The 12,457-nt window shown below is 73.1% G+C and carries 12 protein-coding genes and 1 pseudogene; 10 read left to right on the forward strand and 3 right to left on the reverse strand.

The features are described from left to right. The first annotated feature begins 10 nt into the window (after positions 1 to 10). The 5 genes from ACIA3K_RS21365 to ACIA3K_RS21385 all read left to right on the forward strand — a co-directional run bounded on the left by ACIA3K_RS21365 (position 11) and on the right by ACIA3K_RS21385 (position 3,304). On the forward strand, positions 11 to 700 hold the full coding sequence (locus ACIA3K_RS21365) for a response regulator transcription factor (RefSeq protein ID WP_396803147.1): 690 nt from the start codon (positions 11 to 13) through the stop codon (positions 698 to 700). Beyond that, on the forward strand, positions 697 to 2,052 hold the full coding sequence (locus tag ACIA3K_RS21370; protein WP_396803149.1) for a sensor histidine kinase: 1,356 nt from the start codon (positions 697 to 699) through the stop codon (positions 2,050 to 2,052). The genes ACIA3K_RS21365 and ACIA3K_RS21370 overlap by 4 nt, the downstream gene beginning before the upstream one ends. Beyond that, positions 2,049 to 2,618, forward strand: a complete 570-nt coding sequence (locus ACIA3K_RS21375; protein ID WP_396803151.1) for a GerMN domain-containing protein — start codon at positions 2,049 to 2,051, stop codon at positions 2,616 to 2,618. The genes ACIA3K_RS21370 and ACIA3K_RS21375 overlap by 4 nt, the downstream gene beginning before the upstream one ends. A gap of 103 nt (positions 2,619 to 2,721) precedes the next feature. After that, positions 2,722 to 3,105, forward strand: a complete 384-nt coding sequence (locus ACIA3K_RS21380) for a hypothetical protein (RefSeq protein ID WP_396803306.1) — start codon at positions 2,722 to 2,724, stop codon at positions 3,103 to 3,105. Positions 3,106 to 3,157: 52 nt separating this feature from the next. Continuing rightward, on the forward strand, positions 3,158 to 3,304 hold the full coding sequence (locus tag ACIA3K_RS21385) for a hypothetical protein (RefSeq protein WP_355048005.1): 147 nt from the start codon (positions 3,158 to 3,160) through the stop codon (positions 3,302 to 3,304). Between the two features lie 57 nt (positions 3,305 to 3,361). Here ACIA3K_RS21385 and ACIA3K_RS21390 read toward each other — a convergent pair whose 3' ends face one another. After that, positions 3,362 to 4,861, reverse strand: coding sequence for an FAD-dependent monooxygenase (locus ACIA3K_RS21390; RefSeq protein WP_396803152.1), 1,500 nt, complete (start codon positions 4,859 to 4,861; stop codon positions 3,362 to 3,364). A 122-nt stretch (positions 4,862 to 4,983) separates the two neighbouring features. Continuing rightward, complete coding sequence (locus ACIA3K_RS21395; RefSeq protein ID WP_396803153.1) at positions 4,984 to 5,604, reverse strand: TetR/AcrR family transcriptional regulator; 621 nt, start codon at positions 5,602 to 5,604, stop codon at positions 4,984 to 4,986. Positions 5,605 to 5,794: 190 nt separating this feature from the next. On the opposite strand from ACIA3K_RS21395, the gene ACIA3K_RS21400 reads away from it, so the two are divergent. Together ACIA3K_RS21400 and ACIA3K_RS21405 are read left to right on the forward strand one after the other, a co-directional pair. Continuing rightward, positions 5,795 to 6,670, forward strand: coding sequence for an endonuclease/exonuclease/phosphatase family protein (locus ACIA3K_RS21400; RefSeq protein ID WP_396803154.1), 876 nt, complete (start codon positions 5,795 to 5,797; stop codon positions 6,668 to 6,670). Positions 6,671 to 6,725: 55 nt separating this feature from the next. After that, entirely contained in the window at positions 6,726 to 7,679 is a 954-nt protein-coding gene (locus ACIA3K_RS21405) for a cyclase family protein (RefSeq protein ID WP_396803155.1), read from the forward strand. 16 nt (positions 7,680 to 7,695) lie between these two features. Here the strand turns inward: ACIA3K_RS21405 and ACIA3K_RS21410 are convergent, their stop codons facing one another. Continuing rightward, positions 7,696 to 9,933: an ATP-binding protein gene (locus ACIA3K_RS21410; RefSeq protein WP_396803157.1), complete on the reverse strand. Its 2,238-nt coding sequence runs from the start codon at positions 9,931 to 9,933 to the stop codon at positions 7,696 to 7,698. Positions 9,934 to 10,103: 170 nt separating this feature from the next. Between ACIA3K_RS21410 and ACIA3K_RS21415 the strand changes: the two genes are divergently transcribed. From ACIA3K_RS21415 to ACIA3K_RS21425, 3 genes and pseudogenes are all read left to right on the forward strand, one after another. Beyond that, positions 10,104 to 10,814, forward strand: coding sequence for a ThuA domain-containing protein (locus ACIA3K_RS21415; protein ID WP_396803159.1), 711 nt, complete (start codon positions 10,104 to 10,106; stop codon positions 10,812 to 10,814). Further along, positions 10,784 to 11,890 (forward strand): Gfo/Idh/MocA family protein, encoded by a 1,107-nt coding sequence (locus ACIA3K_RS21420; RefSeq protein ID WP_396803161.1) that lies wholly within the window; start codon positions 10,784 to 10,786, stop codon positions 11,888 to 11,890. The genes ACIA3K_RS21415 and ACIA3K_RS21420 overlap by 31 nt, the downstream gene beginning before the upstream one ends. Before the next feature lie 194 nt (positions 11,891 to 12,084). Beyond that, positions 12,085 to 12,399 (forward strand): annotated as a pseudogene (locus tag ACIA3K_RS21425) (VanZ family protein); the annotation flags it as partial. Positions 12,400 to 12,457: the final 58 nt, after the last annotated feature.

Consider the following 12,457-nt stretch of genomic DNA (forward strand, 5'->3'; position numbering starts at 1 on the left):
TGATGCGGTTATGACGGCCGTACTGGTGATCGAGGACGACGACCGGATCCGACTGGCGCTGCTGCTCGCCCTTGCGGACGAGGGGTACGACGCGGTGGGCGCGGCCACCGCCGAGGAGGGGCTGCGCGCGCAGCGCCGTGATCCGGCGGACTACGTGCTCGTCGACCTGATGCTTCCCGGCCTCGACGGCTTCGAGTGCATCCGGCAGCTCCGCCGCGACGACGACGTGCCGATCGTGGTGGTCAGCGCCCGCGACGACACCCATGACATCGTCGCCGCCCTGGAGGCCGGCGCGGACGACTACCTGGTCAAGCCGGTCGCGATCAAGGAACTGACCGCGCGGCTGCGGGCGCTGCGTCGCCGTGCCCGCGCCGTGGTCGGGGGGCCGGCGGCGGAGCCGGTGCCGGTGCTGGCGTTCGGCGAGTTGGAGATCAGTCCCGACGCGGGCGAGGTGCGTCGTGGCGGACGGCCGGTGGCGGTTACCCGTACCGAGTTCCGGTTGCTGTGCGAGCTGGCCGAGCACGCGGGCCGGGTGCTGTCACGTCAGCAGTTGCTGCAACGGGTCTGGGGCTACGACATCGGCGACGAGCGGCTCGTCGACGTGCACGTCGGTCGGCTGCGACAGAAGATCGAGCCCGATCCGGCGACCCCGCGGCACCTGGTCACCCTGCGGGGTATGGGTTACAAGTTGCAGCGATGAGACGCCTCGGACTGCGTACCCGGGTCACCGCCGCGTTCGCCGTCGGCGCGCTCCTGCTCGCCGCCTCGATGGCCCTGGTCTCCTACGAGCTGACCCGCCGATCCCTGCTCGGGGAGCGGGAACGCACCGCCCTGCGCGCCGCGTACTTCGACGCGACGGTCGTGCGCGCCGGGATCGACACCGACACCCCCGATGTTGTGGAGGTGCTGCGGTCGCTGGACACCGGCGGCGGACGTCGCCCGGTCCTGCACCTCAACGGCGAGTGGTACGCCCGCACGGCCGACCCCGGCCCCACCACCGCCATTCCCCAGGACCTGCGCCGCGTCGTGGCGTCCGGGCAGCCGGCGATGCAACGGGTACGGGTCGACGGCCAGCCGGTTCTCGTGGTCGGCGTGCCCCTGTCCGCGACGGCGACGTACTTCGAGGTCAATTCCCTGCGCGAGTTGGAGCAGACGTTCGGAGTTCTGGCGCTCGCGCTGACCACCGTGGCCATCATGATCGCCGGTTCCGGCGCGGCGCTGGGGTGGCACGCCACCCGGCACGGGCTGCGCCCGTTGACGGCGGTCGCCGACGCGGCGGAGAAGATCGCGGCCGGCGACTTCACGGCCCGCCTGGACCCGGCCACCGACCCCGACCTGACCCGGTTGTCCTCCTCGTTCAACCAGATGGTCGACCGGCTCGCCCACCGCATCGAGCGGGACCGGCGCTTCGCCGCCGACGTCAGCCACGAACTGCGTTCGCCGTTGCAGACCCTCGCCGCCGCGGCGAGCGTGCTGGCCCGTCGCCGCGAACACCAGGACGAGCGGACGGCGATCGCGGCGGGGTTGGTCGCCGACGAGATCGACCGCTTTCAGCGACTCGTCAACGACCTGATCGACCTGGCCCGCAGCGACCAGCCCGCGCACCGCGCGCCGGTGGACCCGGTGGCGCTGGCGCGCGCCGCCTGCGCGGCCCTGGACCTGCCGGCGTCGATCGTGCGGCTCGCGCCCGGGGTGCCCGCGACGTGGCGGGTCGAGCGTCGGCGCGTCGCGCAGATCCTGGCGAACCTGCTGGACAACGCCGTCACCTACGGGGGCGGTCCGACGTCCGTCCTGCTCGACCGCGACGGCGGCGCCGCCGTGATCGAGGTCGAGGACGACGGCCCGGGCGTACCGGTCGAGGACCGGGAGGCCATCTTCGACCGCTTCGTGCGTGGACGTGCCGCCCACACGCGTGGCGCGGGCGACGGCACCGGGCTCGGTCTCGCCCTGGTCGCCCAGCACGCGACCGCGCACGGTGGGACCGTCACCGTCACCGACCACCCCGGCGGCGGCGCCCGGTTCCGCGTGACCCTGCCGGAGAGCCTGGCATGAGTCGTCGGCGCCTGCTCGGTCTGGGCCTCGTCGTGCTGCTGGCCGGCTGCGGCATCCCCGCCGACGACGCGCCCCGCCCGGTGCCACCGCCGCGCGGGCCGTTCCCGACCACCGCCGACACCGCGTCCGCCGACACCGCGCCGGCCGGTCCGGCCACCGAGACCCTCTGCCTGGTACGCGACAACCGGATCGTTCCGGTGCCGCGGAGCGTCGACCGTCCACCCACCATCGAGGAGCACCTGCGGCACCTGTTCGCCGGCCCCACCACGGCCGAACGCGACACCGACCTCACCAGCGCCCTGCCGGGGGCGGTCAACGCGGTCGGTGTGACGCTGAGCGCCAGCCAGGCCCGGGTCACGGTCGACGAACCGGGTGACGACGCCGGTCGCAGCGACGAGGTGCTCGCCTTCGGGCAGATCGTCTGCACGCTCACCAGCCGCCACGAGGTCAGCACCGTGACGTTCCTGCGCGACGAACGGCCGCTGGGAGTGCCGCGCGCCGACGGGTTGCTGTCGGCGCAGCCGCTCAGCCGGGTCGACTACGCCCCCCTCATCGCTCCACAGTGAGCCCTCCCGCCTGAGGTCGATCGCCGAATGTCGTTTCAACCGGACAGGTCCGTGGGTATCTGCCCGCCGGCTGATCGTCCGATCGACGGAGACCCTCGTGATCATGGCTTTGCTGCTCGACCTCGCCAACATCGTCGGCGGCTTCCTGCTCGCCATCGCCGTGCTGCGGTTGCTGCCGCGCGTCGGTGACGACCTGGGCCGCTTCGCCGGTCGGGTGGCGCCGATCGCGTGGGTGGTCGGGCTCGTGGCGCTGGTGACCGGCGGCTACTACCTGATCGTCCACCTGGTGTCCGGCCCCCGGGTGTTCCACTTCGAGGTGGTCGGGATCGGTGTCGGCCTGGCCCTGTTGTGGGGCCGTCTGACCGGTCGTCCGGCGTCGGGCGTGGAGCAGTCGGACGGCGCGACCGGAGTCCGCCTGTTGCTCGCGATCTTCGGCCTGATCGCGATCGTCGTCGGCATCCAGGGGCTGTTCACCCCGGACGGCTGATCGTTTTCCCCGCACCCATTTTGCAACCCCCCCTTGAATCGAGGAGACCTCCATGTCCGCCCAGGCATTTCTCTACATCATCGCCGTCATCCTGATCGTGCTCGCGGCCCTGCCCCTGCCCACCCGGGGCATCTCGTTCGCGCTGCTCGGCGCCGCCTGCGCGCTGCTCGCCTACGCCTGGCCGGTGATCACCAACTGATCCTGCGTTGTGGACAGCCGGTGGCCGGGAGCGCGAGGCGTTCCCGGCCACCGATGGTCAGAGCGGCCGGCCGAAGTGGCGGGTGAGCGCGGCACGCAACGTGTCGGCGTCCCCGGCCGACCACGCGACGAAGCAGTCCGGGCGTACGAGCAGCCCGGTCGCGGTCGTGCCCTCCAGGCGGCCGGTGACCACGTCCACCCGGTCCCGCCAGGGTGCCGCGACCTCGGCCCAGGCCCCCGTGGAGTCCAGCAGCAGCGGCCGGGCGCTGCGGGTCAGCTCGGCGAGGCGTACGACGCCCCGGTCGCCGTGGACGACCACGTCGGGGGCGGACCGGCCGGCCATCGGATCGGCGGGATCGGCGGGGTAGCGGATGTCCGCGCCGGACATCAGCGCCGCGATGTGCCCGGTCACCTCCGGTATCCGCAGTAGTTCGGCGAAGAGTTCCCGCAGTCCGGTGATCTCCTCGCCGGGACCGATCAGCGCCGACTGTGCCTTGGTGGACATGACGACCCGTTCGGCGACCGGACGACGTTCGGTCTCGTACGTGTCGAGCAGACCCTCCGGCGCCCAGCCGCGAACGGTGGCGGCGAGCTTCCACCCCAGGTTCACGGCGTCCTGTAGACCGAGGTTGAGGCCGGGGCCACCGATCGCCGGGTGCACGTGCGCGGCGTCGCCGACCAGCAGCACCCGGCCGGCGCGGTAGCGGGCGGCGATCCGGGTGTTGCCACCGCTCAGCCGGCGGAGCAGGCTGGGGCCGTCGGGTGGACCGAGGGGGACGTCGACGCCGAGCACCCGGGTGACGCTGGCGCGCAGCTCGGCCAGGCTCATCGGGGTCTCGTCGCTCGTCGGCGGGTCGGGCCACTCCGTGGTGCTGACCAGCGCCGGCCGGCCGGGGAACGGGGCCCAGGCGATCAGGCCGCGCGGCGTACGGGTGTGCTGGAACGGCGGCACGATCCCGTAGCCGGGGGCGAGCAGGCCGCCGGTCTCGGGGTCGAGGAACGACGCGGGGACGGTCACCGTCGCGGTACGGGAGACCGACCGGTCGTTGGTGACGCCGGGGAAGTCGATGCCGGCGGTACGGCGTACCCGGCTGCGGCCACCGTCCGCGCCGACGAGGAAGTGGGAGGTGAGCCGCGTACCGTCGGCGAGGTCGACCTCGACCGCGTCGGGCCGTTGGCGCAGGTCGACGACCTCGTGGCCGCGGCGCAGGTCGACGCCGAGTTCGGCGGCGCGGGCGGCGAGGGCGGCTTCGAGCTGGGCCTGCGGCACGCCGAGCGCGTAGTGCGGGTTGTCCGTGAGCGTCGTGAGGTCCAGCGGGAACGCGCCGAAGGTGAAGGCGGGTTGCGGGGACGGCGGGTTGCTGTCGCCGCTGAGGCGCGCGTGCAGGCCGCGCCGGTCGAGGAGGCGGACGACCTGGCCGATGAGGCCGTTGGCGCGCGGCTCGCCGCCGGGCGTCGGGTGGCGTTCGAGGACGACGGGGTGGACACCGGAGAGGGCCAGTTCGCAGGCGAGCATCAGGCCGTTCGGGCCGGCGCCGACGATGAGGACGTCGATCACGGTCGTGATCCCTTCGGGGCGTGCGTCATCGCCACGGCGGGCGCGGTGTACGACCGGCCCGCCGCGGGGTGTGACGCGGCTGAGGATGGTGGGTGAGGGGTGCCCGGGTGCGGGCCGGCGCGTCAGCGGGGCGGCGCGGGGAGGCCGGCGGCGACCTGGGCGAAGGCGTCGGTGATGAGGTGTTCGATCGGGGTGGGCGGGTCGGCGCTGTCGAGGTAGTGCTGCATGGCGACGGCGACGGCCGCGCTGGCGGCGGCCGCGACGAGCCTCGGGTACATGTCGGTGGCGAGGTCGGTCCCGGTGCGTTCGGCGACCGCGTTGGCCAACTCGGCCTCGGCGGTCGCGACGGCGCGCAGGCGCTCGCCCTGGAGGGCGGGCTCGGCGAGCATGGTGCGGACGCCGGCCACCCACTGGGCGTGCGCGGGGGAGGGCATCGCCTCGACCTCGGGGCCGCGCGTGAACTGCGCCAGCGCGGCCTGGGTGAGCGCCTCCCACAGCGGCTCGTCGGCGGGACGTTCGCGCAGCGCGGCGGCGGTGCGCAGGCTGCGGTCGAGGTGGCGGGAGGCGATGGCCTCGGCCTTGCTGGAGAAGTAGTTGTTGAAGGTGCGCGGGGAGACGCCGGCCGCCTCGGCGATGTCCTCGACGCGGACGTTGTCGTAGCCGCGCTCGGCGGTGAGGTGGATCGCGGCCCAGCCGAGCGCCGCCCGCGTCTCGGCCTTCTTGCGCTCCCGCAGCCCCGTCATGCCACCACACTAGCACTTCTTGCGTGTCACGCAAAGATGCGTGTCACGCAAGTAACTGAGTCTTGGGGCCGCCGCCCGGAGCCAAGCTGTCGCCTCCGCGTACCCCGATGTTCGGCGTCAGGTCGACTGAGATCGATAGAGTGCGCCGACCGCCACCGACGGCGGTTCTCATGTGTGCGAAGGGGAGTCGATGTCGATGACAACACGCCGCCCAGCCCGCGCCCTCGGTGCTCTCGCGGCCGCCATCGCGCTGGTGGCGGCCCTGCTGCCGGCCACACCGGCGGCCGCCGCGACCACGGCGTTGCGGGCGGCGACGCTGAACATCTACAACGGGTTGAGCCAGGCCGACTTCGCGCACGACCTGAACCTGATCGCGTCCCGGGCGGACCTCGTCGGTCTCAACGAGGTCGGCAACCGCAAGGACTTCCTGGAGAACTGGGCCGCCGACAACGGATGGTGGTTGTACGCGCCGGGCGGCACCAACCAGGCCGGCGAGGCGCTGATCGCCCGCCGGAGCATGTTCGACGTACGGGACAAGGGCTCGATCTTCGTATGTGACACCAACGGCCCGGGCGAGGTGCCGCCCGCGCGGTACAACAACTGGGTCACGTACCGCCACAAGGCCAGCGGTCGGACCGTGACACACATCGACGCCCACGCGGTGGCCGGCATCGAAGACGCCGGCCGGCCGGAGGACCTGCCACGCACCCGGTGCGCCGAGGCGCAGTTCCAGGGCCTCAAGGACCTGGCGGTAGACAAGCAGAGCGCAGGCCAGGTCATCGTCAGCGGTGACCTCAACGTCGACTTCAGCGCCGACCGCGGCTACGGGTACGCGAAGTTCCCGTGGCGGGTCTTCGAGGCCAACGAGCTGCCCAACCTGCGCTCGAACTACAACCTGTACGGCGAGAAGGGCACCGGTACGCACGGCAACCGGCACATCGACTACATCTACTTCTGGAAGCGGCTGCCCGAGTACCAGCTCATGTGGATGACCGGCTACGACATCGTCGGCGGCACCGCGTCCGACCACAACGGCGTCGTCGCCACGTTCACCATCCAGACCTGACGCGCCGGGGGATACCCTGCCTGCGGTGCAGGAAGGCCGGACAGGAGGTGCCGCGATGGCGGCAGGGCGGACGTTGCCAACGCAGGAGGACGTGCTCGGATACTTCGACACGCTGTCGAACTGGGGCCGGTGGGGCGACGACGACGAGCGCGGCACGCTGAACCACATCACCGACGACGTCCGGCTGGCGGCGGCGCGAGCCGTGCGCCACGGCAGGAGTGTGTCCTGCGCGTGGGAGGTCACCGTGCCGGGGGAGATGGAGCGTTCGACGACCGTGTGCCCGTACGCCGTGGAGATGCCGGGCGCGGAGAACATGCCGGCGGCCTTCCACGCCGACCGGCGCTGGGGCTTCTCGAACGAGCGACTCGGCATCGCGTACCACGGCAACACCATCACCCACCTCGATTCGCCGTGCCACCTCTTCTGGGACGGCGCGATGTACAACGGGCGGTCGCACTCGCTGGTCGGGGAGGCGACGGGCTCGGCGTGGGCGGCCGTCACGGCGGCGGCGGACGGCATCGTCACCCGCGGTGTCCTGCTGGACGTCGCCCGGGCCCGTGACGTCCCCTGGTGGGAACCGGGCCAGGGTGTGGTCCCCGAGGACCTCGAAGAGGCCGAGCGCCGCCAGGGCGTACGGGTGGGCGTCGGCGACGCGGTGCTCCTGCGCACCGGCCACGGTCGGTTCCGGCGCGAGGGTCGCGCGGCCAGCGGTTTCGCGCAGACCGGTTGGCACGCGTCCTGCCTGCCGTGGCTGCACGAGCGCGGCGTCGCGCTGATCGGCGCCGACTCCCCGCAGGACGTCCAACCCTCGGGGTACGACGACGTGTTGATGCCCGTGCACGCCGTCGGTCTCGTCGCGATGGGTCTGTGGCTGCTGGACAACTGCGACCTGGAGGCGTGCGCGACGACCGCCGCCGAACTCGGCCAGTGGGACTTCCAGCTCGCCGTCGCACCGGTCCGCCTCGCCGGCACGTCCGGCAGCCCGGTCAACCCGATCGCCACGTTCTGACCGGTACGCGCGCCGCTCAGTGGCGCTGCGCGAGTTTGGCGTCGAGCGCCCCGGTGTCGGCCTCGCCGAGCGAGGTGAGGATGTCCCGCGCCCGCTGCCACGCCAGGCGGGCCGACGGGGCGTCGCCGGAGGCCAGGTGAGCGTCGCCGAGACTCACCAACGCGTCCGCCTCCAACCGGCGGTGACCGATCTCGCGGCGCAGGCGGACGGCGTGTCCGTAGCAGGTGACCGCGTCGGTGAACGCGTCGAGCTGAAGGTGCGACTGCCCGAGGCTGCCCCAGGTGATCGCCTGCCCGAGCACGTTCTCCGCCGACGTGAACAGGGCCAGCGCCTGCTGGCAGCTCTCGATCGCGGCGTGGTGGTCACCGAGCTGGCCCTGGGACCAGCCCACCGCGTTCAACGCGAAGGCCTGGCCGGTGACGTGGCCGGCCTGCCGGTGCAGCCGCAGCGCCTCCCGGGCGTGGCCGAGGGCCAACTCGGGCTCGCCCGTCTGGTCGCGGATCCAGCCGAGGTTCAGCTCGACGCGGGCCTGCCCGGCGAGGTCGTCCAGCCGCCGGTACCGGTCGTACGCCAGCTCCAGGTGGCGCTGCGCGTCCGCGTACTGGTGCAGCGCGATGCCGGCGAAGCCGAGCACCCCGTGGGCGTACGCCTCGGCCCGGTCGTCGGCCAGCCGGACGGCCGCCGACAACGCCGCACGCAGGCTGCCGGTCCAGTCTTCCCAGTAGCCGCGCTGGTTGAGGTAGGTGGTGATCGCCCAGGCGAGGTGGCACGTGTGGCGGTCGAATCCGTGGTCGACGGCCAGCCGCAGCGCCGAGAGCAGCACCGGGTGCTCGTCGGTGAACCACGCCAGCGCCGCGTCCCGGTCGGCCAGTGGCACCGGCGCGACCCCCGGCCCCGGCGGGTCGATCGGCAGTCGGTCCCGCTGCGGGTAGAGCAGTTCGTCGGCGGCGTACGCGACGCCGAGGTAGTGGTCGAGCAGCCGGGTACGGGCCGCGTGCCGGTCCGCCTCGCCGTCCTCGGCCGCGGTCAGCTCGGCGGCGTACGCGCGCAGCAGGTCGTGGTAGGTGAACCGGCCGGGCCGGTGCTCGCTGAGCAGGTGGGCCCGGGTCAGCTCGGTCAGGTGGCGGTGAGCCCGCGCGGGCGTGATCCCGGCGAGGCTGGCCGCCGCCGCGACGGCGAAGTCCGGGCCCGGATGCACGCTCAGCAGCCGGAACAGCCCGGCGGTGGCCGCGTCGAGCGTCCGGTACGACCAGGACATGACCAGCCGCAGGTCGGTGACGGGTTCGCCGCCGTCGAAGGCGTCGAGGCGATCGGCCTCCGGGCGCAGGTGCGCCGCCAGGTCCATCAACCGGAACCCACTGTGGATCGCCGCGCGGGCGGCCACGACCGACAGCGCCAGCGGCAGCCCGGCGGACGCGCCGACGATGGCGTCGACGGCCTCGGGCTCGGCGGCCACGCGTTCCACGCCGAGGCGTCGGGTCAGCAGCTCGCGGGACTCGGCCCCGGACATGACGTCGAGGGTGACCGGATGGGCGCCGTTCACGCTGACCAGGCCCAGGAACTGGTGGCGGCTGGTGACCAGGACGAAGCAGCCCGGCGCTCCCGGCAGCAGCGGGCGTACCTGGTCGGCGTCGCCGGCATTGTCCAGCACGACGAGCACCCGCCGGCCGGCCAGCAGGCTCCGGTACCGGGCGACCTGCTCGTCCAGCCCGGTCGACGGGCGGGCCGCCGGTCCCGCGAGAGCGTTGACGAACCCGGCGAGCGCCGTGCCCGGACTGAGCGGGACGCCGCCCGGGTCGAAGCCACGCAGGTTGACGTAGAGCTGCCCGTCGGGGAAGTGCGCGGCGACGCGGTGCGCCCAGTGCGCCGCGAGCGCGGTCTTGCCCACGCCGGCGGTGCCGGAGACGATCGCGAGCCCCATCGCGGTCGGCTGGTCCACCGACCGGGCCAGGATCTCGTCGAGGCGGGCCAGCGCGCCCTCGCGGCCGACGAAGCCGAAACCGTCCGCCGGCAACTGCGCCGGAACGCCACCCGACGGGGGCGGGGTGGGCGCCCCGGCGAGGAAACGGTCCCGCCTCGACCCCTGTAGACCGAAGGCGTCGGCGAGCAACAGCATCGTCGCGGGACGCGGTCGGGCGATCCGCCCCGCCTCCAGGTCCCGCAGGTGACGGACCGACAGCCCGGTCTTCGCGGCCAGATCCTCCTGGGTCAACGCGCTGCTGCGCCGAAGCTCCTGCACGGCCTCCCCGAACACGCGATCACCGTATCGACGGCGCTGAGCGTGGACAATCGGCCATCCGACGTACGACCCGGCACGCCCCGCGCCGTGCCGTGGCACGGCCGCACGGGTACGGTTTCGGTGCCCGACAAACGCCGGGGCGGCAGCGGCCGGCCCGGTGACGACGGACGGTGGGAGGAGCGACGGTGGCGCAGCCGAGAGCACTTGTGGTCCGCGGCGGGTGGGAGGGGCACCAGCCGGTCAAGGCGACCGAGTTGTTCATTCCGTTCCTCGAAGGCAACGGCTACGCGGTCCGGGTCGAGGAGTCGACGGAGATCTACGCCGACGCTGACGAGCTGGCCGGCACCGACCTGATCGTGCAGTGCATGACGATGTCGGAGATCACCTCGGCCCAGGTCGCCGGGCTCGCCGCGGCGGTCGTCGCGGGCACGGGCTTCACCGGCTGGCATGGCGGCATCGTGGACGCGTTCCGCGCCTCGGCGGAGTACCTGCACCTGGTGGGCGGCCAGTTCGCCACCCACCCGGGCAAGGAGCCGTGCGAGCGCCACGGTGGGGAGGAGGACAACTTCCTGCCGCACACCGTGCGCGTCACCGACCTCGGCCGGGAGCACCCGATCACCGCCGGCATCGAGGACTTCGACCTGGTCAGCGAGCAGTACTGGGTGCTGCACGACGACCTCATCGACGTCCTGGCCGTCACCACCCACCCCACGCGGGAGTGGCATCCGTGGCACCGGCCGGTCACCTCGCCGGCGATCTGGACCCGCCGCTGGGGCGCGGGCCGCGTCGTCGTGACGACTCCGGGCCACAACCTCGACGTGCTGGAGCACCCGTCCGTACGTACCGTCATCGAGAGGGGGATGGTGTGGGCGACCCGCACGGCGTCGGCATCGTAGGTCTCGGGGTCATCTCCCGCGCGTACCTGGACACTCTCGCGCACCACCCCGCGGTGCGTGTCGCCGCGCTGGCCGACCTCGACGCGTCCCGGTCGGCCGCGGCGGCGGCCACGGTCCCCGGCAGTGCGGCGATGAGCGTCGAGCGCCTGCTCGCCCACCCGGACGTGGACACGGTGCTCAACCTGACGATCCCCGCGGCGCACGCCGACGTCTCACGGGCAGCGATCGACGCCGGCAAGAACGTGTACGTCGAGAAGCCGCTCGCCGTGACGTTCCCGGACGGCCGCTCGATCGTCGACCGCGCCGCCTCGGCGGGCGTCCACATCGGGTGCGCGCCGGACACCGTCCTGGGCACGGGCACGCAGACGGCGCGTGCGGCGATCGACGACGGCCTGATCGGCCGCCCGATGTCCGCGACGGCCGTCATGGTCACGGCCGGTCACGAGCGCTGGCACCCGCACCCGGACTTCTACTACACCCCCGGCGGTGGCCCCCTGTTCGACATGGGGCCGTACTACATCTCGGCGCTCGTGCACCTGCTCGGGCCGGTCCGCGCGGTGGTCGGGGTGGCCAGCCGCCTGCGCTCCGAGCGCGTCATCGGTTCGGGCCCACGCGCCGGCGAACGCATCCCGGTGCGGGTGGACACCCACGTCACCGGCGTCCTCGAACACGTCGACGGCGCGCTGTCCACCATCACCACGAGCTTCGACGGCATCGCGACGACCGCCGCGCCCATCGAGGTCCAGGGGGAGACCGGCACGCTCGCCGTACCGGACCCGAACTACTTCGACGGCGAGGTCCGCCACTTCGCGCTCGGCGGCGACGAGTGGCGTGCCCTCCAGCCGCGCGCCGGGTACGCCGAGGGCGGCCGGGGGATCGGCCTGCTCGACTTCGTCCTGGCCGACGACCAGCGTGCGCCCCGCGCCGGTGGCGACGTCGCCCTGCACGTCCTCGAGACGATGACCGCGCTGCTGGAGTCGGCGGCGCAGGGCCGGCGGATCGAGCTGACGACGACTCCGCGACGGCCCGTGCTCGTGCCGCTCACCCCGGCGACACACTGGAAGGGCGTCGGATAGCCATGCTCCGGGGCTGGCACGGCTGGTTCGGCACCTTCACCGGCGTCTCCTTCCTCACGGTGGTCGTCCTGCCGCTGGTCGCGCTGGCGGTGTGGGCCCTGGCGCGTCGTCGGCGTGCCGCCGGTGACCCGCACGCGTGGCGGAAGTCGGTGGCCGAGGTCGGCATGGTCTACGGGACGGTGCCGTGGGTGTGGATGATCCTCCTGCCGGGGTCGGCGGCCGGCGTCGTCACCGGTCGGGTGAGCCTCGTGCCGCTACGGGACCTGGTCACGATCGTCGTCGATGGTGGCCCGTCGAGGGCGACGGGCCAGATCGTCGGCAATCTGCTGGTGTTCGCGGCGCTGGGGTTCTTCGCCCCGCTGCGGTTCGCGGCGTTGACCTCGGTGCGCCGGGTTCTGCTGCTCGGGGCGGGCTGCTCGGTCCTGGTGGAGGCCGCGCAGTACGTCCTGCGGCTCGACCGGGTGTCCTCGGTGGACGATGTGCTGCTCAACGCCGCCGGTGCGGGTCTGGCCGCGCTGGCGTCACGACGCTGGTGGACGTCCGTCCCGGCGAACGCTGTCGCGCGGC

This window comes from Micromonospora sp. NPDC051543 (assembly GCF_044454415.1).
Taxonomy (GTDB): Bacteria; Actinomycetota; Actinomycetes; order Mycobacteriales; family Micromonosporaceae; genus Micromonospora.